Annotated in this window: 24 protein-coding genes and 1 riboswitch; of the genes, 11 read left to right on the plus strand and 13 right to left on the minus strand. The window is 65.7% G+C overall.

The window, feature by feature from the left end:
- Positions 1–33: 33 nt before the first annotated feature.
- The 4 genes from U8L64_RS12045 to U8L64_RS12060 all read right to left on the minus strand — a co-directional run bounded on the left by U8L64_RS12045 (position 34) and on the right by U8L64_RS12060 (position 4,654).
- Positions 34–687: an OmpA family protein gene (locus U8L64_RS12045; protein WP_043295864.1), complete on the minus strand. Its 654-nt coding sequence runs from the start codon at positions 685–687 to the stop codon at positions 34–36.
- Positions 688–831: 144 nt separating this feature from the next.
- Positions 832–2,175: a D-serine ammonia-lyase gene (locus tag U8L64_RS12050; protein WP_333397644.1), complete on the minus strand. Its 1,344-nt coding sequence runs from the start codon at positions 2,173–2,175 to the stop codon at positions 832–834.
- 67 nt (positions 2,176–2,242) lie between these two features.
- A complete protein-coding gene (locus U8L64_RS12055; RefSeq protein WP_333397646.1) occupies positions 2,243–3,925 on the minus strand; it encodes a fatty acid--CoA ligase in 1,683 nt (560 codons plus the stop codon).
- A 102-nt stretch (positions 3,926–4,027) separates the two neighbouring features.
- Entirely contained in the window at positions 4,028–4,654 is a 627-nt protein-coding gene (locus U8L64_RS12060) for a LysE family translocator (RefSeq protein ID WP_333397648.1), read from the minus strand.
- Between the two features lie 71 nt (positions 4,655–4,725).
- On the opposite strand from U8L64_RS12060, the gene U8L64_RS12065 reads away from it, so the two are divergent.
- The 4 genes from U8L64_RS12065 (at position 4,726) to U8L64_RS12080 (ending at position 8,117) form a co-directional block, all read left to right on the plus strand.
- The gene (locus U8L64_RS12065) at positions 4,726–5,688 is read left to right on the plus strand and encodes a 2-hydroxyacid dehydrogenase (RefSeq protein ID WP_333397650.1); all 963 of its coding nucleotides are present in this window, start codon (positions 4,726–4,728) and stop codon (positions 5,686–5,688) included.
- A 62-nt stretch (positions 5,689–5,750) separates the two neighbouring features.
- Positions 5,751–6,755, plus strand: coding sequence for a class I SAM-dependent methyltransferase (locus U8L64_RS12070; protein WP_077683655.1), 1,005 nt, complete (start codon positions 5,751–5,753; stop codon positions 6,753–6,755).
- A gap of 41 nt (positions 6,756–6,796) precedes the next feature.
- Positions 6,797–6,978: riboswitch (yybP-ykoY riboswitch) on the plus strand.
- Between the two features lie 27 nt (positions 6,979–7,005).
- Entirely contained in the window at positions 7,006–7,593 is a 588-nt protein-coding gene (locus tag U8L64_RS12075; protein WP_043296364.1) for a TMEM165/GDT1 family protein, read from the plus strand.
- Positions 7,594–7,673: 80 nt separating this feature from the next.
- Complete coding sequence (locus U8L64_RS12080; RefSeq protein ID WP_043295858.1) at positions 7,674–8,117, plus strand: ester cyclase; 444 nt, start codon at positions 7,674–7,676, stop codon at positions 8,115–8,117.
- Between the two features lie 18 nt (positions 8,118–8,135).
- Here U8L64_RS12080 and U8L64_RS12085 read toward each other — a convergent pair whose 3' ends face one another.
- The 4 genes from U8L64_RS12085 to U8L64_RS12100 form a co-directional block, all read right to left on the minus strand.
- Complete coding sequence (locus U8L64_RS12085; RefSeq protein ID WP_054093612.1) at positions 8,136–8,948, minus strand: M48 family metallopeptidase; 813 nt, start codon at positions 8,946–8,948, stop codon at positions 8,136–8,138.
- A 119-nt stretch (positions 8,949–9,067) separates the two neighbouring features.
- Positions 9,068–9,688 (minus strand): SOS response-associated peptidase, encoded by a 621-nt coding sequence (locus tag U8L64_RS12090; protein WP_333397653.1) that lies wholly within the window; start codon positions 9,686–9,688, stop codon positions 9,068–9,070.
- Positions 9,689–9,699: 11 nt separating this feature from the next.
- On the minus strand, positions 9,700–9,960 hold the full coding sequence (locus tag U8L64_RS12095; protein ID WP_003287235.1) for a putative signal transducing protein: 261 nt from the start codon (positions 9,958–9,960) through the stop codon (positions 9,700–9,702).
- On the minus strand, positions 9,960–10,142 hold the full coding sequence (locus U8L64_RS12100; protein ID WP_102827554.1) for a CPXCG motif-containing cysteine-rich protein: 183 nt from the start codon (positions 10,140–10,142) through the stop codon (positions 9,960–9,962). The genes U8L64_RS12095 and U8L64_RS12100 overlap by 1 nt, the downstream gene beginning before the upstream one ends.
- Before the next feature lie 214 nt (positions 10,143–10,356).
- Between U8L64_RS12100 and U8L64_RS12105 the strand changes: the two genes are divergently transcribed.
- Both U8L64_RS12105 and U8L64_RS12110 read left to right on the plus strand, forming a co-directional pair.
- Complete coding sequence (locus U8L64_RS12105; RefSeq protein WP_333397657.1) at positions 10,357–11,523, plus strand: 1-acyl-sn-glycerol-3-phosphate acyltransferase; 1,167 nt, start codon at positions 10,357–10,359, stop codon at positions 11,521–11,523.
- A 298-nt stretch (positions 11,524–11,821) separates the two neighbouring features.
- The gene (locus U8L64_RS12110; RefSeq protein ID WP_234301928.1) at positions 11,822–13,183 is read left to right on the plus strand and encodes a DUF1329 domain-containing protein; all 1,362 of its coding nucleotides are present in this window, start codon (positions 11,822–11,824) and stop codon (positions 13,181–13,183) included.
- Between the two features lie 116 nt (positions 13,184–13,299).
- Here U8L64_RS12110 and U8L64_RS12115 read toward each other — a convergent pair whose 3' ends face one another.
- Positions 13,300–13,884 carry a YajG family lipoprotein gene (locus U8L64_RS12115; protein ID WP_156716322.1) on the minus strand — a complete coding sequence of 195 codons (585 nt, stop codon included), beginning with the start codon at positions 13,882–13,884 and terminating at the stop codon, positions 13,300–13,302.
- Between the two features lie 171 nt (positions 13,885–14,055).
- Here U8L64_RS12115 and U8L64_RS12120 point away from each other — a divergent pair, with 171 nt between their 5' ends.
- Positions 14,056–14,250, plus strand: coding sequence for a hypothetical protein (locus U8L64_RS12120; protein WP_043295852.1), 195 nt, complete (start codon positions 14,056–14,058; stop codon positions 14,248–14,250).
- Between the two features lie 89 nt (positions 14,251–14,339).
- Here U8L64_RS12120 and mqo read toward each other — a convergent pair whose 3' ends face one another.
- Entirely contained in the window at positions 14,340–15,845 is a 1,506-nt protein-coding gene (gene mqo / locus U8L64_RS12125) for a malate dehydrogenase (quinone) (protein WP_333397888.1), read from the minus strand.
- A 323-nt stretch (positions 15,846–16,168) separates the two neighbouring features.
- Positions 16,169–16,456, minus strand: a complete 288-nt coding sequence (locus U8L64_RS12130) for a PA4642 family protein (protein WP_043295850.1) — start codon at positions 16,454–16,456, stop codon at positions 16,169–16,171.
- A gap of 188 nt (positions 16,457–16,644) precedes the next feature.
- Here U8L64_RS12130 and dauA point away from each other — a divergent pair, with 188 nt between their 5' ends.
- Positions 16,645–18,381, plus strand: coding sequence for a C4-dicarboxylic acid transporter DauA (dauA, locus tag U8L64_RS12135; RefSeq protein WP_333397662.1), 1,737 nt, complete (start codon positions 16,645–16,647; stop codon positions 18,379–18,381).
- A gap of 32 nt (positions 18,382–18,413) precedes the next feature.
- Here the strand turns inward: dauA and U8L64_RS12140 are convergent, their stop codons facing one another.
- Complete coding sequence (locus U8L64_RS12140; protein ID WP_054093606.1) at positions 18,414–19,325, minus strand: SDR family oxidoreductase; 912 nt, start codon at positions 19,323–19,325, stop codon at positions 18,414–18,416.
- A complete protein-coding gene (locus tag U8L64_RS12145) occupies positions 19,303–19,506 on the minus strand; it encodes a hypothetical protein (protein WP_333397665.1) in 204 nt (67 codons plus the stop codon). Before U8L64_RS12145 ends, U8L64_RS12140 begins: the two co-directional genes overlap by 23 nt.
- Before the next feature lie 782 nt (positions 19,507–20,288).
- Here U8L64_RS12145 and U8L64_RS12150 point away from each other — a divergent pair.
- From U8L64_RS12150 to U8L64_RS12160, 3 genes are all read left to right on the plus strand, one after another.
- On the plus strand, positions 20,289–20,762 hold the full coding sequence (locus tag U8L64_RS12150; RefSeq protein ID WP_054093605.1) for an SgcJ/EcaC family oxidoreductase: 474 nt from the start codon (positions 20,289–20,291) through the stop codon (positions 20,760–20,762).
- Between the two features lie 134 nt (positions 20,763–20,896).
- On the plus strand, positions 20,897–21,919 hold the full coding sequence (locus U8L64_RS12155; protein WP_234301926.1) for a DUF5924 family protein: 1,023 nt from the start codon (positions 20,897–20,899) through the stop codon (positions 21,917–21,919).
- 60 nt (positions 21,920–21,979) lie between these two features.
- A complete protein-coding gene (locus tag U8L64_RS12160) occupies positions 21,980–22,474 on the plus strand; it encodes an MgtC/SapB family protein (protein ID WP_043295845.1) in 495 nt (164 codons plus the stop codon).
- Positions 22,475–22,512 lie beyond the last annotated feature (38 nt).

Consider the following 22,512-nt stretch of genomic DNA (forward strand, 5'->3'; position numbering starts at 1 on the left):
GAGCCGTTGCGGCTCCGCCGGATGTTGCGGGCGTTACAGCGGACGCAGATTGATCTCGACGCGGCGGTTCTGCGCGCGGCCGGCGGCCGTGTCGTTGCTGGCGACCGGCTGGCTCGGGCCGACACCCGAGGCGGAGATGCGCGAGGACGGCACGCCGTTGCTGATCAGGTAGGACGCCACGCTCTGCGCGCGACGGTTGGACAGGTCCTGATTCAGCTGTAGTGAGCCGGTGCTGTCGGTGTGGCCGACGATATCCACACCGTTCTTGTCGAACTCCTTGAACACCTGTACCAGCGAATTCAGCGTCGGATAGAAGTTGCTGGCGATGTCCGCCGAGCTGCTGGCGAAGGTGATGTTGCCCGGCATGATCAGGGTCAGGTTGTCGCCCTCACGCTGCACCTGCACGCCGGTGCCCTGCAGCGTCTGGCGCAGCTTGGCTTCCTGGGTGTCGACGTAATAGCCGTAGCCACCACCGGCCGCGCCACCGACTGCCGCACCGATCAGCGCGCCCTTGGCACGGTCCTTCTTGCTGGAAGTCGCCGCACCGATCACCGCGCCGCTGACCGCCCCGATGCCGCCATAGATACCAGCCTTGCCGGCTTCGCGTTCACCGGTGTAAGGGTTGGTGGTGCAACCGACCAGCAGGGCAACGGCCACCGCAGCGGCAGTCAAGTTCAGCTTTTTCATATGGACTTCCTTCGTTTCGTCAGTGACCAGGGCGCGCAGCGTGCCGGCGCGCCCCGAACGCAGCGCTAGATTAACACCGGCCAACGTCGCAGGACTGCAACCAAGGCAGCAGAACCGCGCGGCGTGGGACGCACCGGTTCATGCCTACCGTTGCAGCGCGCGCCCCTGGGCCAGATAGGCGGCGAACTCCGCGTCCGGCACCATGCTGCCACCGGTTCCCCAGACCAGATGCGTCGCCCGCGCCAACCGCGCCGGATCGACGCCGATCCGCTGCAAATAGTCGGGCGCGCGCAGCACGCGCTGCAGGCCCGGCATCCCCGCCAGCGCCGAAGGCTCCAGGCGCACCTGTTCCAGCTCCCAGGCGCTGGCCAACAGGCGCGAGAGCGTCTCATCCGTCACCGTGTAGTAGCCGTCGATCAACCGTTGCATCGCCCTGCCGACGAAACCGGACGGTCGCCCGACCGCCAGCCCATCCGCGGCGGTGACGTTGTCGATGCCGAAATCCTGCACGCAGACCGCATCGTGCAGCCCGCTGTAGACGCCCAGTAGCATGCACGGCGAGTGGGTCGGCTCGGCGAACAGGCAATGCACCGCATCGCCGAAGGCCAGCTTGAGGCCGAAGGCAACCCCACCGGGACCGCCGCCGACGCCGCAGGGCAGATAGACGAACAGTGGGTGTTCGGCATCGACCTGAATGCCGGCCTGCTCGAACTGCCGCGCCAGCCGTTCGGCGGCAACCGCGTAACCGAGAAACAGCTGCGGCGAGTTCTCGTCGTCGACGAAATAGCAGTTCGGATCGCTCGCCGCCTGTTCGCGCCCCTGGGCCACTGCAACGCTGTAGTCCGAGGCGTATTCGATCACCGTCACGCCGCTGGCCCTGAGCCGGTCCTTCTTCCATTGGCGGGCGTCCGCCGACATGTGCACGGTCGCCTGAAAGCCCAGCCGGGCACTGACGATGCCGATCGACAGGCCCAGGTTGCCGGTGGACCCGACAGCGATACGGTAGCGGCCGAAGAACGCCCGGGCGGCGTCGCTGGCCAGCGCGGCGTAATCATCGCCGGGACGGATCAGGCCTGCCTGCAGCGCGAGATCTTCGGCGTGCTTGAGCACTTCATGGATACCGCCGCGCGCCTTGATCGAGCCGGAGATGGGCAGCTGGTTGTCCGCCTTCAGCCACAGCGCGCCGCCCGCGGCCACGCCGATCTCGTCCAGCAGCTGACGCCCCAGCGTCGGCAACGGCACCAGCGGCGATTCGATGATGCCGCCGGCCGCCGCGGTTTCCGGGAAGACCTTGGCCAGATAGGGCGCGAAGCGCTGCAGGCGGGCACTGGTCGCGGCGACGTCCTCCGCCGTCAGACCGACATCGGCCAGTGCCGTCGCGACCGGCGCGATGGCCGGGTTGAACCAGGCGGTTTCGCGCAGGGCCAGCAGCTCGCTGAGCAGCGGGTGGCTGGCGCACCAGGTTTCGAGTGTCTTGCCGTGAATCATCGGAGGGCTCCTGTCGACGGTGTGTATCGACCCTAACAGGAGCGCCCCATGGACGTCAGCCGCAGTCTCAGAGGCCCGAGATCGCCGCGTGCCCCTCCTCCAGCCAGCGCGCGATATCCACGCGGATACGCTTCTTGTCCAGCTTGCCCACGCTGGTCTTGGGGATCTCGCCGACCACCGCGATTTGCTGCGGCACTGCCCACTTGTTGATATGCCCCTGCGCCACGGCGGGCTCGAGGAAGGTCTTCAGCGCCTGGGCAGTCAGCGTCTGCCCTTCGCGCAGCACCAGCAGGGCGAACGGCCGCTCGCCCCAACGCTCGTCCGGCACGCCCACCACCGCCACTTCGCGGACCGCCGCGTGCTGGCTGATCAGCCCTTCGAGCGCCAGCGAGGAAACCCACTCGCCGCCGGTCTTGATCACGTCCTTGAGGCGGTCGCGGATATCGATGTTGCCCATCTCGTCGATCACCGCCACATCGCCGGTGTGCAGCCAGCCGCCCGCCCAGAGCTCCTCGCTCTTCTCCGGCTCGTTGAAATAGCCTTGGGTCAGCCAGGGCGCGCGCAGCACCAGTTCGCCCTGCGACTCGCCGTCGGCGGGCAGGAAGCGGCCATCCGGCGTCTGGATCGCGGCGTCCACCAGCACCACCGGCACGCCGGCCTTGAGCTGATAGGCGATACGGGTCTCGTCATCGGCGGCGAGCAGCTCGTCGTTAATGTGCGCACCGGAGATCAGCGGGCAGGTCTCCGACATGCCATAGGCGGCGATCAGGTTCATCCCGCGGGCACGGGCCGCGTCGTAGAGCCCGCGCGTCAGCGCACTACCGCCGATGGTGATCTTCCAGCCGGCAAAGTCCACGTCCTGCGCGGCCTTGGCATTGAGCAGCATCTGCACGATGGTCGGCACGCAGTGGGAGAAGGTCACCTGCTCGCGGCGCCACAGCTCGATGAGGAAATCCGGGTCGTAGCGCCCCGGATACACCTGTTTGAGGCCGAGCATGGTAGCGACGTACGGCAGGCCCCAGGCGTGCACATGGAACATCGGCGTGATCGGCATGTAGACGTCGCCGGCGCCCATCAGCTGCGGATTCTCGCGACAGCCGACGGTCACCGCCGCCGCCAGCGTATGCAGCACCAGCTGACGATGGGTGAAGTACACGCCCTTCGGATTACCGGTGGTGCCGGTGGTGTAGAAGGTGGTGGCGACCGAATCCTCGTCGAAGTCGGGGAAGTCGTAATGCGGCTCGGCCGCCGCCAGCAGGCTTTCGTATTCGCCTACGCAGCCCGGCAGATCGGTCGTGACGGCCTCACCGTCGGTGAGCAGCAGGGTCTTCTCCACGGTGCTCAGCTGCCCGGCGATGGCCTGGTAGAGCGGCACGAACTCGCTGTTGACCAGCACGAAGCGGTCCTCGGCGTGGTTCATGGTGTAGAGGATCTGGTCCGGCGACAGGCGCACGTTGATGGTGTGTACCACCGCGCCGATCATCGGAATGGCGAACATGCATTCGAGGTAGCGGTGGCTGTCCCAGTCCATCACCGCCACCGTATCGCCCGCTTTGACGCCAGCGGCGGTCAGCACGTTGGCCAGCCGCGCGATGCGCTGGTTGAGTGTGCGGTAGTCGAATCGCAGCTTGTCGCGGTAGACGATCTCGCGGCTGCGCTCGTAACGCAGCCCCGACAGCAGCAGGCGCTTGATCAACAGAGGGTATTGATAGGCGCTCGCGGCGGGCTTGATCACGCGGGTCTGCAGCATGAGGGCATCCTTTTTCTTGGAGTTGTAGCTGCACTCTAGAGCGTCGCAAGCGGGGCAAAATCAGTCCAAAGTAGGATTTTTCCGTCGTGCCACCATGGCGCTTCAGCCAATTTCGCTGAGTGCCAGCCGTGCGCCGAGGGCGATCAGCAGCGCTCCGGTGGCGCGGTCGAACCAGTGCCCCATGCGCGCAAAGCCAGCGCGCACGCGGGCCCGGCTGAACAGCCAGGCCACCAGCAGGAACCAGCAGATCGTCGCAATCGCCAGGTAGGCGCCGTAGCCGGCCTGCACCAACAGCGGCGTATCGTGGTCGATCACCACCGTGAATAGCGACAGGAAGAACAGCGTGGCCTTGGGATTCAGGCCGTTGGTGACGAAGCCCATGGCGAAGGCGCTGCCGGCCGAACGTACCGTTCCACCGGCAGCCGTCACGTCGGTCGGTGCCTGCGGCCGGGCACGCAGCGCACGCCAGCCCAGATAGAGCAGATAGGCGGCCGCCAGCCATTTGAAGAGGTTGAACAGGACGATCGACTGCGAGACGATCAGGCCGATCCCGAGCAGCGAGTAGGCGACATGCAGGAAGATGCCGCAGCCGACGCCCAGCGCCGTCCAGCTGCCGATCCGATGCCCCTGCGTCACGCTCTCGCGCACCACCACCGCGAAATCCGGTCCGGGGCTGGCCACAGCGAGCAGATGCACCAACGCCACGGTCAGAAACTCCATCCAGTACACGATCTATCCCTCGCTCATTCGTCTCGGGCTGTATTTTCGACCAGTCCGTGCCACTTCGAAAGGTACAGTTGATGACCCTTTATCGCGCCGTTTTCCTCGATCTCGCCCCGCTTGACCAGGGTGATCTCGATCTCGCCCCGCTGCGGACCGCCTTCGACGAGCTGATCTGCCACACGCAGAGCGCGCCGCAAGAGATCGTCGAGCGCCTGCAGGGTGCGCAGGTGGCGATCGTCAACAAGCTCGCCCTGACCGACGAAACGCTCGCCCGCTGCCCCGACCTCAAGCTGATCCTGATCGCCGCCACCGGCACCAACAACGTCGACCTGGAATCGGCGCGCCGGCGCGGCATCACCGTCTGCAATTGCCAGGCGTACGGCACGCCGACCGTGGCCCAGCACACGCTGATGCTGCTGCTGGCTCTGGCTACCCGCCTGCCGGACTACCAGGCCGCCGTCGCCGGCGGGCGCTGGCAGCAGAGCGGGCAGTTCTGTCTGCTGGATTTCCCAATCGTCGAGCTGGAGGGGAAGACGCTCGGCCTGCTTGGTCACGGCGAACTCGGCAGCGCCGTGGCGCGCCTGGCCGAAGCCTTCGGCATGCGCGTCCTGACCGGCAACCTGCCGGGGCGTCCGCCACGTCCGGGACGCCTGGATCTGGAGGAGCTGTTGCCGCAGGTCGATGCGCTGACACTGCATTGCCCGCTGACCGAGCAGACCCGCAACCTGATCGGCGCGCGCGAACTGCAGCTGATGAAGCCCAGCGCATTTCTGATCAACGCGGCGCGCGGCGGGCTGGTCGACGAACAGGCGCTGGCCGACGCCCTGCGCCGTGGCCACCTGGGCGGCGCGGCCACCGACGTGCTGACCAGCGAACCACCCAGCGATGACAATCCGCTGCTGGCCGCCGATGTGCCACGGCTGATCGTCACGCCGCACAGCGCGTGGGGCAGCCGCGAGGCACGCCAGCGCATCGTCGGCCAGCTGGCGGAGAACGCCACGGCATTCGCCACCGGCACGCCGACGCGGCAGGTGAACTGAAGCGACGGGCGCTGATGGCGGTGGGTAAAGGCTGTTAAGCTCGCCGCTTTTTCGGAGGCCTCATGGACCCGCGAAGCGAAGTATTGCTGCGGCAGGCGCAGCTGTTCGACGGCAAGCTGCTGCTGGCCGGATTGCCGGCCGACGACCTGCTCGGTCAGCTGCCGCAGGCGTCCGGCTGGAGCTGGCATGCGGGCGAGCAGCAGCGTCTGCAGCGGCGTTTTGCCGGACGCTGCAGCTTCGGCGTCGATGCGCCGGCCGGCGACTTCGAGGCCGCCGTGCTGTTCCTGCCCAAATCCCGCGAGCTGACCGAGTACCTGCTGCAGACGCTGGCCGCGCGCCTCGCCGGCCGCCCGCTGTATCTGGTCGGCGAGAAACGCGCCGGCGTGGAGCGCGCCGCGCGCCAGCTGGCCGCCTTCGGCCATGCACGCAAGCTCGACAGCGCGCGGCATTGCCAGCTCTGGCAGGTGCAGGTCGAGCAGACCCCGGCCCACCCCGAGCTGAGCGCGCTGGCCGAACGCTTCCAGCTGGAGCTGGCGGACGGTCCGCTGCAGGTGGTCAGTCTGCCCGGGGTGTTCAGCCACGGCCGGCTGGATCGCGGCAGCGCCCTGCTGCTCGAACACCTCGACGACCTGCCCGCGACCGGCCGACTGCTGGACTTCGGCTGCGGCGCCGGCGTGCTCGGTGCCACCCTGAAGCGGCGCTATCCGCAGAGCGAGCTGTTCCTGCTGGACGTGGATGCCTTCGCCCTCGAGAGCAGCCGCCTGACCCTGGCCGCCAACGGTCTGGAGGCGACGCTGATCGCCGGCGACGGCATCGACGCGGCGCCGTTCGAGCTGAGCGCCATCGTCAGCAATCCGCCGTTCCACCACGGCGTGCACACCAGTTACGAGGCCAGCGAAGCGCTGCTCGAACGCGCCGCGCGGCACCTGGCCGCTGGTGGCGAGCTGCGTCTGGTGGCCAACGCCTTTCTGCGCTATCCGCCGCTGATCGAGACCCATCTGGGCCACTGCCAGACCCTCGCCGAGGCCGACGGTTTTCGCATCTACCGCGCCGTACATCAGCCGTAGCGGTTGCGAAACCCGTAGCGCTTGGGCAAACTCGCGCCCGTCCCTGGGGGAGTAGTCTCGGGCGAGCGCCAGCCCGCCTGGCATGCGTCAACACACTTGATCGGCAGATCATGGCGCATGCGACCCGCGCGATCGTGACCACCACGTTTCGCCGTCGGTTTGACAAGACCCATGACATGAACACCTGGCCCGGGGCGGGCAGGTCGTGCATGTCATGGTGTTCATGTCGACCCGCCCTGAGGAATATCGCTTGGAATCGTTCTTCATCCCCACACTGATCGTTGCGCTCGCCGAGATCGGCGACAAGACGCAGCTGCTTGCCCTTCTGCTCGCCGCCCGCTATCGGCGCCCGTGGCCGATCATCTGGGGTATCGTGGTCGCCACGCTGGCCAATCACGCGGCTGCCGGTGCTGTGGGCAGCTGGGTTTCGGGGCTGTTCTCGCCCGCCGCACTGAGCTGGATTCTCGCCGCCTGCTTCGCCGCCGTCGCGCTGTGGACGCTGGTGCCAGACAAGCTGGATGAAGACGAAGCCAAGCTGGGCCGACCCTATGGCCCCTTCGTCGCCACGGTGATTGCCTTCTTCATTGCAGAGATGGGCGACAAGACGCAGATCGCCACCGTGATGCTCGCCGCCCAGTACCCGGACTTCCTGCTGGTCATTCTCGGCACCACCGCCGGCATGCTGATCGCCAACGTGCCGGTGGTGCTGGTCAGCCACTTCGCCGCCGACCGCCTGCCGCTGACGCTGATCCGCCGCGTGGCCGCCGCCGGCTTCGGTCTGCTGGCGCTGTATGCCGTGTACGAGGCGCTGAAGCTCAGCGGCATGCTCTCAGGCTGATACGCAGCGCAAATCCGCGAATCGGGGGAGCTGCTAGAGTGCTCAGCCGCAGCACCCAGCACCCCGAGGAGACCGGCTGCATGTCAGCGGATGGACGCAAGAAACGAGTCTGCACTCATATCGATCTGAGCTGGAACAAGGGCCGCCTGGCCCTTTCCGAGCAGTTGCAGAGCCGTTATTTCAGCTACAAGAGCTCGCTGCTCAGCCAGCCCCTGAACGCGGCCGGCTTCGCTGAGCTGGTGCGCGCCGTTCGCGGTGCGATGCCGGACCTGGAAGTGATGGTCGATGAGTGTCTCTGCGAAGGCCACAAGGTCATCACCACCAGCACGGTGATGGGCACCCTGACTCAACCGCTGCTGGGCTGGCCGGCGAGCGACAAGATTCTCGCCATCGCGGCGATCAGCACCTGGACGCTGAACAGCGCCGGTGACATCGAGGAAATCAGCACGTTGATCGATCTGGAAAATGCGCGCCTGCAGCTCGGGCTGCATAGCGCGCTCTCCGGGTTTATCCCGGCCAGCTGAGCGGCGGCCGGACGACAGTCAGCGACGCGCCTGCTCGTACAGCGGCATCACTTTCGGGATGTTGGCCTTGAGCGTCGCGGTACGCGTGCTGGAAGACGGGTGGGTGCTCATGAACTCAGGCGGCGCCGAACCGCCCGCCGAAGCCATTTTCTCCCACAGGGTCAGCGCCGCGTTGGGGTTGTAGCCGGCGCGCGCGGCCAGCTCGAGACCGATCAGATCCGCCTCGTTCTCGTTGCCCCGACTGTTGGGCAGCGTCATCAGGTATTCGACGCCCATGTTCGCCAGCTGCAGGCTGCCGCTACCGACCCCCATCGCCGAACCGAGCTGGGTGGCCATCTGCACGCCATAGGCCTTGGACATCGCCTCGCGGCCGTGCTCGCGCAAGGCGTGGGCAATCTCGTGCCCCATCACCGCGGCGATCTCGTCGTCGCTGAGCTGAAGCTTCTCGATCAGCCCGGTGTAGAAGATGATCTTGCCGCCCGGGCCGCAATTGGCGTTGAGTTCCGGGCTGTCGATGACGTTGACCGCCCAGTCCCACTGCGCCGCATCCGGGCGGAAAACCGGAACCTTGGCGATCAGGCGCTGCGCGATGGCGTCGACACGCCGCGTCAGCGGTCCGCTCTTGGCCAGCACGCCCTTGCTGGAGGCTTCGCTCAGGGTCTGCTGATACGACTGGGCATACATCTGGTTGACCTGTTCGGTCGACAGCATGCTGAACATGTACTGCTTACGGTCGACGCCGACGGCGCCGCCGCTGGTGGTGTTGACGGCCTGGCAGCCGGCCAGCAGCGCGGCGGCGATCAGCACGGACAAGGGTTGCAGCTTGGGCATGGAGCGTTCTCCGGGGAATCTGCGCGGTAGATTAGAGCGGCGTCGCCGCTCAGGCAACCAAGGCTGTTGGCCGGCTGCCGGCGCTGGTCTGGCGACCGGCTGAGCGCCGTTCGGCCGCCTCAGTTGGCCGGCGTCAGGCACTCCGGTGCATCGAGGCGCGGGTCGTTGACCAACGTCGCCAGCGGGCGCTCGCGCAGCGGCGGCTGCACCTGACCGAGCAGTGCATGCAGCATCTGCGGCGAAGCCTGCGGGTCGAGCCAGGCGGCCTGCGCGGCCTCGTCGAGAATCAACGGTCGCCGCTGGTTAGCGGCCGCGACGGTGACCACCGCGGCGCTGAGGTAGGTGTAGCCCTCGACCGGATAGGCCTCCCACAGCGCCGCGAAGTACATCAGCGAGCCTTCGGCGGTCATCCAGTACGGGCGCTTGCGCGCCGTGCCGCGCCACTCGTAGAAGCCGTTGGCCGGCAGCAGCCCGCGACGCAGGCGGAAGGCTTCGCGGAACATCGGCTGCTCGGCCAGCGTCTCGGCGCGTGCCTGCGCGGGCGTGCGAGTCAGGTCACTGAGCCAGGCAGGCGTCAGCCCCCAGCGCACGCGATCAAGCCTGAGGCCGTCCTCACACCTACGCAACAGCAGCACCTGTGCGCCGGGCGCAAGGTTCCAGTGCGGCGCCTGGTCGGCGGGAAACCCGGGCAACGCGGCAAACGCCGGGCTCCAGCGGAAAAAGGCATAGCGGCCACACATAACGGCACTCGTCAGCAGATCAGTTCGCCGGGATAACTCTGCGGTTCATCATCCGGCAGCGGCAGCGCGCCATTGTACGCGGCGATCAGCTGCTGCGCCCTCGCCGCGTCGCGGTCCGCCACCATCAGCCCGAGCAGGCCGATCGCCGGCAGCTCGCCCACCGCCCCGACCAGATGGCCGCCGGCAAGAAACGCCTCGACGCCCTCATCGGCCAGCATGCCGGTGAGCATCTGCGCCTCCAGCAGATCGCGCGGCTCGTAGATGCGCTGCATCACTCGTCCTCCCGGCGAACCTGCAGCTGCCAGTCTTCGCCATCGACGCTCAGATCGAATACCGCCGGCCGGCAGCACACCGGACAATCCTCGACGTACTGCTGATCGCCGCCGCTCAGATCGAGCAGCGCCTCGGCCGATTCGCCGCAGTACGGACATTGGTAAAGCTGTGATTCCAGCATGGACGTCTCCCTCGTGACTTGCCGCTATAATCGCCGTCCAGTTTCAGCCCACTACCGCAACTCGCCGTGACAATCCGGCAGGCACGGCCGGACAGCAGGATCGGGGCGCATCCGCGTTGGCGCGGGTCATGCGCCGTCGCCTTCCTACTGTATAGCGCGTCCGTGTCGCAGTGAGGTCGCACGGTCTTGCGCCGTTTCCTTCCAACCAGAGAGCATGATGGACGAATTCGAAGCCATCCGACCCTATGCCGACGCCGAAGTACCGGCAGTCATGTCCCGCCTGTTCACCGATCGGGACTTTCTCGACATCCTGTTGCGCTTTCGCTTCCCGCGGCTGGCCAACACCTTCGGCTGGCTGCTCAAGCCGATCATCGCGCATCGTCTGCGCCGCGAATTCGCCACGATCGATTCGGTCGACGCGCTGCAGCACAAGATCGAAGCCTACGTCGACCGGACCATCGAACGTGCCACCGACGGGGTGACCTATTCAGGCGTGCAACACCTGCAACGCGGACGCGCCTACCTGTTTCTCGCCAACCACCGCGACATCGTGATGGACCCGGCGTTCGTCAACTACGCGGTCTACCACGCCGGCATCCGCACCCCGCGCATCGCCATCGGCGACAACCTCCTGCAACGCCCCTTCGTCAGCGATCTGATGCGGCTGAACAAGAGCTTCATCGTGCGCCGCTCGATCACCGCGCGACGCGAGAAGCTCGCGGCCTACCAGGTACTCTCGGCGTACATCAACCACTCCATTCGCGAGGACGGCGAATCGGTATGGATCGCCCAGGCCGAGGGGCGTGCCAAGGACGGTGATGATCGCACCGATTCGGCGATCCTCAAGATGCTGCACATGAGCCGCAAGGACCAGCCCTTCGCCGAGGTGCTGGCGGCGCTGCAACCGACACCGGTGGCGATCAGCTACGAATACGACCCCTGCGACCTGGCCAAGGCGCGCGAGCTGTATACCCGCGCCACCACCGGCAGTTACACCAAGGCGCCGGGCGAGGACGACGCCAGCATCGCGCTCGGCATCACCGGCTACAAGGGCCGGGTACACGTGCACTTCGGCGCACCGATGAGCCAGGTGGCGGAGGATCCGAAGGAGCTGGCCGCCGCCCTCGACCGCGAAATTCTCTGCGGCTACCGGCTGTTTCCGGTGCACTACTTGGCGTACCGCATGTGGGACGCGCAGGATCCCGCGATCAGCGTGCCAAGCGCGGCCGAGCTGTTCGAGCCGGCCGAGCTGCAACGCGCCGAGGCGCAGTGGAGCGCGCGCCTGGCCGCCTGCCCGCCCGAGCAGCAACCCTACCTGATCCAGCAGTACGCCAACCCGGTCCGCAACCAGTACCGTCTGAACGCCGGCCTCCCCCTCTGAAGGGGGCGCCGCGCCGGCGCTCCCGCTGTCCATGCCGTGCCGTGCCAATTGGCAAGAGGCACGGCTGCATTATTGATGCCGCTGATGCTCCGCCCTTCGCCGGATCGGCTTGACGTGGCGGGCTCCCCACCCTCACCCTCCGAATACCCCGAAGGGGCGAACTAGAGCCTCCGCCCAGGCGGCGAAGGCAATTCGAGGGGCCCGCCACCAGCCTGCGCCGCGCGCGATGAGGGTTCGCATGCGGCACTGCGCAGGCATTTCGCCGGGACACAACAACAAGGATCACAGGACCACAACGATGCGCACGACACTTTTCAAATTGGGGACTCTTTCACTCGCCCTGTTGGCCGGCAGCGCCAGCGCGGCGGTATCCGAGGCGGACGCCGCCAAGCTCGGCGACAGCCTGACCCCGGTGGGCGCCGAGCGCGCCGGCAATGCCGCCGGCACCATTCCGGCCTGGACCGGCGGCCTTTCCGTGGATGCCGCGCCGGTGAGCGCCGAGGGTTTCGTCGGCGATCCGTTCGCCGCCGACCAGCCGAAGTTCACCATCACCGCACAGAATTACGAGCAGTATCAGGACAACCTGAGCCCCGGCCAGATCGCCATGCTCAAGCGCTATCCGCAAACCTATCGCCTGCCGGTATACGAAACCCGCCGCAGCGCCGCGCTGCCGCAGCACATCTACGATGCCGCGGCGCGCAACGCGCGCAACACCACGCTGGTGCGTGGCGGCAACGGCCTGGAGAACTTCGACACGGCACTGGCCTTCCCGATCCCGCAGGACGGCCTGCAGGTGGTCTGGAACCACATCACCCGCTATCGCGGTGCCTCCGTGCGCCGCGTGATCGCACAGGCCACACCGCAGGTCAACGGTAGTTACAGCCTCGTCAAATTCATCGATGAGGTGGTCTACGCCAATACCCTGACCGACTACAACGCCGAAAAGCATGGCAACGTGCTGTTCTACTTCAAGCAGCAGGTGACCGAGCCCTCGCGCCTGGCGGGCAATGTGCTACTGGTGCACGAGACTCTCGATCAGGTGAAAGAACCGCGCATGGCCTGGATCTACAACGCCGGCCAGCGCCGTGTGCGCCGCGCTCCGCAGGTGGCCTACGACGGCCCCGGCACGGCGGCCGACGGACTGCGCACCGCGGACAATCTGGACATGTTCAACGGCGCGCCGGATCGCTACGAATGGAAGCTGGTCGGCAAGCGCGAGCTGTACATTCCCTACAACTCCTACCGCCTGGACTCGCCGCAGCTGAAGTACGACGACATCGTCAAGCCCGGCCATATCAATCAGGACCTGACGCGCTACGAGCTGCACCGCGTCTGGGAAGTCGAGGCGACGCTCAAGCCGGGCGACCGCCACATCTACGCCAAGCGCCACCTGTTCATCGACGAGGACACCTGGCAGGCCGCGGTGATCGACCACTACGACGGCCGCAACCAGCTGTGGCGCGTTGCCGAGGCGCATGCGCAGCAGGTCTACAACGTGCAGGTGCCGCTGTATGCCGTGGAAACCCTGTATGACCTGATCTCCGGGCGCTACCTGGTGATGGGCATGAAGAACGAGGAGAAGACGCCTTACACCTACAACTACAAGGCCAACTCCAACCAGTACACCCCGGCCGCCCTGCGCAACGCCGGGGTCCGCTGAGGCACAGGAAACACGCCCGGGGACCGGGCGTCCATTCCGCCAGCACCAACTCGTAGGAACGAAAAAGCCCGCAATTGCGGGCTTTTTCATGGGTGCGGCAAGTGCCTCGTCAGCACTTACTGGGCCAGCAACTGACCGATGCTCTGGTCCTTGAACACGCGGGTCAGCGCATCGCTCAACACGTCGCTGACCAGCTTGGTATTGGTCTGCTCGTTGGGCGCCATGCCGAAGCGCTGATTCAGCGAGGCGCCATAGCGTCCGCTGTAGCGGCGACCGGAGTTCTGCACGTCGACGCGCAGGGTTGCGCCGATGTTGGCCTCGGTGACGTACAGGCCTTCCTTGGGCGACTGGTACTTCAGTTCGGCCAGGGTCAGCGTCAATTGCGGTGCGTTGTAGGCATTGGGCGAAGGTGTGAAGCCCAGCAGGCGCACGGCCGCTTCGGTCTGCGCCTGCAGCTTGGGCAGCAGTTTCTCGCTCGGCACGATCACCGCGCTGGTTTCCGGGTACAGACCGCCACGCGTACCCAGCGTGGGCGACGGACGTCCGTCGACAACCCGCACGACGACCGGCTGGCCCTGGCCGACCGGATTGATGGTGCCCAGCAGTTTGGGGCTGGGATCGAGCTGCTGCGGGCTGTGGGCACAGCCTGCGAGAGCCAGTCCAATAACCGCGGCAAGTCCGAACAACAGGCGCTGCAGCATGCTGTTTTTCTCCAAGTGAGGGGGATGACGAACGCGGCGCAGTATACCGGGCGCTTCCGTACCCCGACAGTGATGCGCTTCAGACCGACCGGCCGGCCGGCGCGTTCCGTCATTCGCCTGTCATCGACACCTGCGATAAAGCGCGCACCGCTTCCGTTGAGGTGTCCGATCATGAACTTCCTGCGCCGCCTGTTGCGCCTGCGCTCACGCCAGCACTACGCATTCGTCGACGAGCAAGGCTGCTGTCGCATGCTGTGCACCGCCACCAACCGCCCGCGGGGCCATCGCTGGATCGAAGTAGGCGAAGTCCGGCTCGACTGGATCGGCCGCCCGTTGCCGGCCGACGCGATCCTCGCAGGCCGCTGAACCGGCCAAGGTCGCAACACCTGCAAAAAAAACGCCCTGCCTCCAGGAGACAGGGCGGTTTTTCGTTCAGCCAAAGAACGCGGCAGTGATCAGTCCGCCAGGCCCAGGCGCTTGTCCGACAGCGCGCTGATCTCGCGATAGGCCGTCGCGTCGCTTTGCAGCTGGTTTTCGCGTGCCGGGAAGATCTCGCCCAGCTTGGTCGACCAGGCCTGCGACCGGTACTGCTCGGGGAAGCAGCGCTCGATCAGCTCGAGCATGATCGAAACCGTCACCGAGGCACCCGGCGAGGCGCCGAGCAGCGCGGCGATGCTGCCGTCCTTCGCGGCAACCAGTTCGGTACCGAATTGCAGGATGCCGCCCTTCTTCGGATCCTTCTTGATGATCTGCACGCGCTGCCCGGCGATCTCCAGACGCCAGTCCTCCGCCTTCGCCTCGGGATAGAAACCGCGCAGGGTTTCCAGGCGATCTTCCATGGACTGCATCACTTCCTTGATCAAGTAGCGGGTCAGATCCATGTTGTCGCGCGCCACCGCCATCATCGGGCCGATGTTGCTGGGGCGGATCGACAGCGGCAGATCCATGAAGGAACCACGCTTGAGGAACTTGGTGGTGAAGCCAGCGTAGGGGCCGAACAGCAGGGACTTCTTGCCATCGACTACGCGGGTATCAAGGTGCGGCACCGACATCGGTGGGGCGCCGACCGCGGCCAGGCTGTAGACCTTGGCCTGGTGCTGAGCGACGATTTCCGGGTTGTCGCAACGCAGCCACTGACCGCTGACCGGGAAGCCGCCGAATCCCTTGCCTTCCTCGATGCCGGACATCTGCAGCAGCGGCAGAGCGGCGCCACCGGCTCCGAGGAATACGAAGCCGGCAGCCACTTCACGGGACTCGCCGCTGCGGGTGTTCTTGATGTCGACCTTCCAGCCGGTCGCGGTGCGCGCCAGTCCGGTGACTTTCTGGTTGTAGGAGACCTTGACGCCGGCGCTGCGCGACAGATAGCTGAGCATCTGGTTGGTGACTGCGCCGAAGTTGACGTCGGTGCCGTTCATCGCACGGGTCGCGGCAATCGGCTCGTCGGCCGCGCGTCCCGGCATCATCAGCGGCATCCACTCGGCCAGCGTGGCACGGTCTTCGGAATAAACCATGTCGGCGAACGCGTGGTGGGTCTTCAGCGCATCGAAGCGGCGCTTGAGGAAATCGATGTTCTTGGCTCCGCGCACGAAGCTCAGATGCGGTACGGCATTGATGAAGTCGCGGGGAGAGCCGAAGCCTTCGCGATCGGCGAGATATGCCCAGAACTGCTTCGAGACCTCGAACTGGGTATTGATATGGACGGCCTTCTTGATATCGATCGTGCCGTCCTTGCTGTCGGGGGTGTAGTTCAGCTCACAAAGCCCCGCGTGGCCGGTACCGGCATTGTTCCAGGGATTGGAGCTTTCGATGGCTCCGGATTCCTGCAGTTCGACGATCTCAAGCTTGATGCTGGGGTCGAGTTCCTTGAGCAGTACCGCGAGGGTAACGCTCATGATGCCGGCCCCCACCAACACCATATCCACTGCTTCGCTATCGTGTTGCGTCATTAACGCGTTCTCCAGAATCACAGCATTAAACTGTCACGTCCGCAGTACGCGGCCGCGTATAACCCCACCAGCCAGACGGCCAGAAACGGAGGAAGTCTCTGTATCCGCTGCTCGGGATATCTGTGCCCGAGAACAGGCGAGAAGAACGCCTGCCAGCTGTTGGAAGGACGGCTTTTGGCTTCCTTCCTGACGCCTCGATCGGACCGGAGCGGGGTTAGACCCGGGCTCTACAGCCGGATGCGGCGAAAAAAACGATTTGCGAATCCTGCTGGCGATCGATACCGAGCGCGCCACGCGCTCACCGATCACCGGATATCCAATGCGTAGGTGCAGCCTCGTCAGCCAAGAGCCGCTTCGATCACCTCGATGTATGGCCGCGCCTGATGCTGATCAGCGACCAGCTCGATGAAATCCCGCCCCTTGGCGTCACGTGCGCCGAGGTCGTAGCCGGCGGCCTGGAAGAAACCGATGTAGCGCTCGAAGTCATCGATGCGCAGCCCGCGATAGGCCTTGATCAGTTTGTGCAGCGACGGCGGCGTATCGTCAGCCGGTTCCGGCAGAAGAAACAGTTTGATCGCTTCGTCGCCGATCTCCTCGCCAATCACCTGCTTCTTGTCTTTACGCATGTCGATTCTGCTCCGCGGTTTCTTACCGGGGCGGCAGTTTACTCCTCGCGGCCGGCACGCTCAACGCGCCAGGGCGGCTTGCGACCAAGGTCGTACTCGCAGCGGCGTACCCGGACAGGGGATTACCATCGATCCGAGCGCCACGCCGGTGCTTATACTGCTGCATTGCGTACAAGGAGCGTCACGGCATGAACCTACCGCCTCTATTCGCCGCCTGGCGTCAGACGCTGCGCCTGGGTTACGGCCCGACGCAGCTACGTGGCGATCTCAGCGCCGGCCTGACCGTCGGCATCATCGCCATTCCGCTGGCGATGGCGCTGGCGATCGCGGTTGGCGCGCCGCCGCAGCACGGCCTGTACACGGTGTTGATAGCCGCGCCGCTGATCGCGCTGACCGGAGGTTCGCGCTTCAACGTCAGCGGTCCGACCGCCGCGTTCGTGGTGATCCTGCTGCCGATCACCCAGCAGTTCGGCGTCGGCGGCCTGCTGCTGTGCACCATGCTCGCCGGGCTGATCCTGATCGCGCTCGGTGTGCTGCGCGCCGGCCGGCTGATCGCTTTCATTCCTTATCCGGTCACCTTGGGCTTTACCGCCGGCATCGGCATCGTCATCGCCACATTGCAAGTCAAGGACCTGTTCGGCCTGACGCTTAGCGAACAGCCCCAACACTACGTCGACCAGGTCGTACTGCTGGCGCGCTCGCTGCCGGGGGCGCAGGTAGGTGATGGGCTGGTCGCTATCGTCTGCCTGGCTGTTCTGATTCTCTGGCCACGCTGGGTGCCGCGCGTGCCCGGCCATCTGGTCGCACTGACGATCGGCGCACTGGTCGGCCTCGCCCTGGAATCGTCCGGCATGCCGGTCGCCACGCTGGGCGAACGCTTCAGCTATGAACTCGATGGCATCCGTCATCCGGGCATCCCGCCGCTGCTGCCGGACTTCACCTGGCCGTGGCTGCTCCCGGGCGCGGACGGCCAGCCACTGCAGTTGACTTACGAGCTGTTCCGCCAGTTGCTCGCACCGGCGTTCGCTATCGCCATGCTGGGGGCCATCGAATCGCTGCTCTGCGCGGTGATCGCCGATGGCATGACCGGCAGTAGCCATGAACCCAATGGCGAACTGATCGGCCAGGGCCTGGGCAACCTGATCGCCCCGCTGTTCGGCGGCATCACCGCCACTGCCGCCATTGCACGCAGCGCCGCCAACATCCGCGCCGGCGCCTTCTCGCCATTGGCGGCGATCATCCATGCGGGCGTGGTGCTGGTCGCGATTCTCTGGCTGGCACCGCTATTCAGCTATCTGCCGATGGCTGCGCTGGCGGCGCTGCTGCTGATGGTGGCCTGGAACATGAGCGAAGCGCCGCACGTTGTGCATGTGCTGCGCATCGCGCCGCGCAGCGACGTGCTGGTGCTGCTGACCTGCCTGGTGCTGACCGTGCTGTTCGACATGGTACTGGCAGTGGGCGTTGGCCTGCTGCTGGCCGCGGGGCTGTTCATCAAGCGCATGAGCGAGCTGACCGACACCGGTCAACTGTCACGCGATCAGCGTCGCGTCCTGGCCGACCTGCCGGAGCACGTGGCGGCCTATGCCATCCGCGGTCCGCTGTTCTTCGGCGCCGCGGAAAAGGCATTGGGCGCACTGCGCCGCTTCAATCCCGACGTGCGGGTGGTCATCGTCGACATCAGCGCCGTGCCCATGCTGGACATGACCGCCCTGGCGGCGCTGGAGAACGTGCTGGTGGATTACCGGCGGCTCGGCGTCACGCTGATTCTCAGCGGCAGCAATGCGCGCGTGCGGCTGAAGCTGCGGCGTGCCGGCATCCACCGGTTGCCGGGTCGCCTGCTATACGTACGCGATCTGACCCAGGCGCGGGAAAAGGCCCTGCGTCTGCTGCAGGACGAGGACAAACCGCTGCCGCAGCCGGCCTGAGGGCCGCGCGGCAGCCAATGCCACGGTGATGGTCAGCCGGCGTACTTCTGCAGGTTGGCCATCATTTCCCGCAGCGCCTCGAGGTTGTCCGCTGGGTGCGCTGCCTCGTGAAAGTCGCAGATGCGCGACCAGTTGGAGGCGACGTCCTCGGCCGCGAAACCGGTGCGCGGATCGAAGCCGACGCCCAGGCTGCGCTCCCAGCGCACCTTGCCCATCCAGCCACCGCCAACCTCGAACAACCCACCACTGTCCTGGCATTGCTCGCTGGCGAGATACACCACCAGCGGGCTCACCAGCTCGGGCTTGAGCTGCTCGAACACCTGCGGCGGAATCAGCCCCTCGGTCATGCGCGTGCCCCCGGTCGGCGCGATGGCGTTGACCAAGATGTTGCTCTTGCGTCCTTCCAGCGCCAGCGTGCGGGTCAGGCCATAGAGGCCGAGCTTGGCCATGCCGTAGTTGGCCTGACCGAAGTTGCCGTAGATGCCGGAGGTGGACGCGGTGAAGATCACCCGCCCGTGCCCCTGCTCGCGCATCAGCGGCCAGGCGGCGCGCGTGACCTTGTAGGCGCCCTCGACGTGCACGCGGTAGACCAGATCCCAGTCGGCATCCTCCATCTTGTGGAACGTGCGATCACGCAGGATGCCGGCGTTGTTCACCACCACGTCGACACGCCCGAAGCTATCCAGCGCCTGCTCGACGATACGCTCGCCGTCGGTCACCGAGTCATGGTTGGCCACAGCGGTACCGCCGGCCTGGCGGATCTCCTCGACGACCCGGTCTGCGGCGGAGCTGCTGGCACCCTCGCCCTGAGCAGTCCCGCCCAGATCGTTGACCAGCACCCGCGCGCCGTGCCGGGCGAACAGCAGCGCGTGGGCGCGCCCCAGGCCGCCACCGGCTCCGGTCACGATGACCACCTTGTCTTCAAAACGAATGGGTTGCGTCATGGACTGCTCCTCGGTCATGAATGCCGCGAGTCTCCCCGCCGCCCGGTGCCGCGACAATCAAACGCCTCGAAATGAATAGACCGGCATAACGGTCGATCATGTCCACTGATCGTTTTTTGTACCGCAGGCCCGCAGCCCCGATGCCACGGCGCTTCGCCCGCTTTTCCAGCAGTTTATCCACAGCGACATCCACAGTTTTCGGGGATAAAAAACTTCACGCGCGTCCACATAGCAGCGCTCGCTGGAAAACTGCAAGCAGCTGATTTAACTAGGGGTATCAAGCCAAAAAAGCGAATCGATCAAAAATCGAGCAGTCCTTCACAGGCCAGGCGCCATCATCTCGGCGAGCATCGCTCCAAAGGTTATCCACAGAACGCTGCACAGATCGCGGGGATAACACGATTGCCGTATGGCTATTACCGCCATGGCCTAAATCAACCAGTCTTCGGCCGGGTGCAGGCGTAACCTTCAGCTGCCAGTCGCAGCCCGGAGTCACGCCATGATCAGTCATGCCATCTTGCAATGCCTTTTCGCCAACTATGCCTCGGCTGTCAGCGGTACCTGCGCGGACGAATAACCCCAAAGCTATCGTTGCTCAAATATTACCCAATGCGCCGTAGCTCTCATGCTGCCGGGTGTACGGCGCTGTTTGCCCACCTTATCCACAAATCACTGCACAGCATTCGTGGATAACGGAACTCGCGCTGCGCCCTCGCGATGATGTCCATCCGACGCACCTGCTCAGAAAGCGAGCAATTGCGGCAAGCGCCCGCCACGATTGAGGTGCACGCATCCATGCAGACGTTATCCACAAGGTAGCGCACAGCACGGGTGGATAAGCCTGGTGCGCTGACTTGTCCCGACCGGAGCGGGCACTGCCGAGGCGACCGTGCGGTCACAACCGGGTCGGCCTTGCCGGCGACGGACACCGTCCGCTTCCAACAACCGATCCGGAAAAAAAGAATGAAATACGCCCTCTCCCTGATCATCTCCACGGCGGCACTGCTGCCATTCACCGTGCAGGCCGCCGACGATGCCTGTCCGAGCACCAGTGAGAACGATATCGCCGCACTGTTCACGCAATGGAACGAAGACCTGCGCAGCGGCGATCCCAAGCGAGTAGTCCAACGTTATGCGACCGACTCGCTGCTGCTGCCGACCTTGTCGAATACCCCACGCGAAACCGCGGAGGGCAAGGAAGACTACTTCTCGCACTTCATGGCCAAGCGTCCGGACGGGCGCATCGACTCGCGCATGATCCGCATCGACTGCCGCACCGCGCTGGATACCGGGCTCTACACCTTCCGCTTCGGTGATGGTTCGGCGGTGCAGGCACGCTATACCTTCACCTACCGATGGGATCCGCAGCAGGCGCGCTGGCTGATCAGCAGTCATCACTCGTCGGCAATGCCCGAGCGTGCCGCGACGACACCCTGACAACCCCCTTGACCGGCCCGTCGCAGCGGGCCATTGTGCCGCCCGCATGTGCGGGCAGCACGCCTGCCGCATGCAATCTCAGCATTCCTGCACTGTCCAAACGGATAAACCCACCGGCTCGAAGTGATCCTCGCATGCGCCTGAAATCCCGCCTGGCGCTGCTGATCGACCGAATCAGCGCGCTCATCCGCCGTTTCCCCGGCACCGTTGCGCTGTTCGGTTTCTGCTCGGGCGTGGCCAGTTTCCTGCTGGTCGAGCGCCATGCCGGGCTGGCCAAGGGCATCGCCGTCATCATGTTGGTGAGCTGGGTCTGGCTGACCCTCGAACACAGCCTGCGGCGCAGCCTGAAGCGCTGGTTCGGCTGGCAGTTGCCGGCGCCGCTGCTGCGCTATGCGACGCAGATGGTCCACCAGGAAAGCCTGTTCTTCATCATCCCGTTCTTCGCCATCACCACGACCTGGAACAGCGGGCAGGCGGTGTTCACCGGGCTGCTTGGCGGCGCGGCGCTGATCTCGTTGATCGATCCGCTGTACTACCGCTGGTTGGCGCCACGCCGCTGGGTCTACCTGGGCTTTCATGCCGTGACGCTGTTCGCCGTGCTGCTCACCGCGCTACCGATCATCCTTCATCTGTCCACGCCACAGAGCTATCAGTTGGCGCTCGCCGTGACGGTGCTCTTGGCCTTGCCCAGCCTGGGCAGCCTGTTCCGCCAGTGGAGCTGGCGCAGCCTGCTTGGCATCGCCGGCCTGGCTGTCGCGCTCGCGGGCGCAGGCTGGCTCGGGCGCACCTGGGTGCCGCCGGCGACGCTGTGGCTCACCGATGTCGCCGTAACGACTCACCTGGACGACCGTCAGCGCAAGCCGGGCAAGGGTCTGCGCCAGCTCAGCAGCGCCCAATTGCACGCCACCGGCCTCTACGCCTTCACCGCGATCAATGCCCCGCGCGGGTTGAAAGAACGCATTTACCACGAGTGGCTGCACGAAGGACGTCAGGTCGACCGCATCGCCCTGGACATCAGCGGCGGCCGCGAGGCTGGCTACCGCGCCTGGACGCACAAGCGCAACTTCCCGCCGCAATCGACCGGAAAGTGGCGCGTACGGGTCGTGACGGAGGCGGGCCAGATGATCGGCATGCTGCGCTTCGAGGTCAGCGAATAGCGAACGTCCGTGCGCGCCGCTACTCCTAACGAGAAAGCGTAGCGCGAATCGGAGGCTGACATGGACTGGTGGGACATCGTTGCCCGGACGATCGCCGCGGAATTCGCGGATATCCCCGATCTGGACGAGGCCGTGCGCATCGCCACGCGCCTGCTGCTCGCTGCATTGCTGGGCGGCCTGCTCGGCTACGAACGCGAACTCAAACGCCGCGCCGCCGGCCTGCGCACGCACATGCTGGTGGCGCTCGGTGCCGCACTGTTCGTACTGGTGCCGGCGCATGCCGGCGTGGAGGTTTCGCGGGTGATGCAGGGCATCATCACCGGTATCGGTTTTCTCGGCGCAGGGACCATCCTCAAGGGCACCTCCATCGAAGACGTGCAGGGGCTGACCACCGCCGCCAATATCTGGATGACGGCGGCCATCGGTGTCGCCGCCGGCCTCGGTCACGAGGCGACCGCAGTGCTGAGCACGTTGCTGACATTGCTGGTGCTGCTGCTCATGCCGTCGGTGGAACGTCACGCGGCACACAAGCGGAAAGACACGCCGCCGTCCTGACGAACGCGCGAACGATGACGCCGCCAGGGGGGTCGTAA

Source organism: Pseudomonas sp. FIP_A4, from assembly GCF_036701605.1.
GTDB lineage: Bacteria > Pseudomonadota > Gammaproteobacteria > Pseudomonadales > Pseudomonadaceae > Stutzerimonas > Stutzerimonas phenolilytica.

Bases quoted from the DNA above. Each gene is read 5' to 3' on its own strand.
- U8L64_RS12045 (WP_043295864.1), bottom strand. From the start codon at position 687: ATGAAAAAGCTGAACTTGACTGCCGCTGCGGTGGCCGTTGCCCTGCTG.
- U8L64_RS12050 (WP_333397644.1), bottom strand. From the start codon at position 2,175: ATGATTCACGGCAAGACACTCGAAACCTGGTGCGCCAGCCACCCGCTG.
- U8L64_RS12055 (WP_333397646.1), bottom strand. From the start codon at position 3,925: ATGCTGCAGACCCGCGTGATCAAGCCCGCCGCGAGCGCCTATCAATAC.
- U8L64_RS12065 (WP_333397650.1), top strand. From the start codon at position 4,726: ATGACCCTTTATCGCGCCGTTTTCCTCGATCTCGCCCCGCTTGACCAG.
- U8L64_RS12070 (WP_077683655.1), top strand. From the start codon at position 5,751: ATGGACCCGCGAAGCGAAGTATTGCTGCGGCAGGCGCAGCTGTTCGAC.
- U8L64_RS12080 (WP_043295858.1), top strand. From the start codon at position 7,674: ATGTCAGCGGATGGACGCAAGAAACGAGTCTGCACTCATATCGATCTG.
- U8L64_RS12085 (WP_054093612.1), bottom strand. From the start codon at position 8,948: ATGCCCAAGCTGCAACCCTTGTCCGTGCTGATCGCCGCCGCGCTGCTG.
- U8L64_RS12090 (WP_333397653.1), bottom strand. From the start codon at position 9,688: ATGTGTGGCCGCTATGCCTTTTTCCGCTGGAGCCCGGCGTTTGCCGCG.
- U8L64_RS12095 (WP_003287235.1), bottom strand. From the start codon at position 9,960: ATGCAGCGCATCTACGAGCCGCGCGATCTGCTGGAGGCGCAGATGCTC.
- U8L64_RS12100 (WP_102827554.1), bottom strand. From the start codon at position 10,142: ATGCTGGAATCACAGCTTTACCAATGTCCGTACTGCGGCGAATCGGCC.
- U8L64_RS12105 (WP_333397657.1), top strand. From the start codon at position 10,357: ATGATGGACGAATTCGAAGCCATCCGACCCTATGCCGACGCCGAAGTA.
- U8L64_RS12110 (WP_234301928.1), top strand. From the start codon at position 11,822: ATGCGCACGACACTTTTCAAATTGGGGACTCTTTCACTCGCCCTGTTG.
- U8L64_RS12115 (WP_156716322.1), bottom strand. From the start codon at position 13,884: ATGCTGCAGCGCCTGTTGTTCGGACTTGCCGCGGTTATTGGACTGGCT.
- U8L64_RS12120 (WP_043295852.1), top strand. From the start codon at position 14,056: ATGAACTTCCTGCGCCGCCTGTTGCGCCTGCGCTCACGCCAGCACTAC.
- U8L64_RS12130 (WP_043295850.1), bottom strand. From the start codon at position 16,456: ATGCGTAAAGACAAGAAGCAGGTGATTGGCGAGGAGATCGGCGACGAA.
- dauA (WP_333397662.1), top strand. From the start codon at position 16,645: ATGAACCTACCGCCTCTATTCGCCGCCTGGCGTCAGACGCTGCGCCTG.
- U8L64_RS12140 (WP_054093606.1), bottom strand. From the start codon at position 19,325: ATGACGCAACCCATTCGTTTTGAAGACAAGGTGGTCATCGTGACCGGA.
- U8L64_RS12150 (WP_054093605.1), top strand. From the start codon at position 20,289: ATGAAATACGCCCTCTCCCTGATCATCTCCACGGCGGCACTGCTGCCA.
- U8L64_RS12155 (WP_234301926.1), top strand. From the start codon at position 20,897: ATGCGCCTGAAATCCCGCCTGGCGCTGCTGATCGACCGAATCAGCGCG.
- U8L64_RS12160 (WP_043295845.1), top strand. From the start codon at position 21,980: ATGGACTGGTGGGACATCGTTGCCCGGACGATCGCCGCGGAATTCGCG.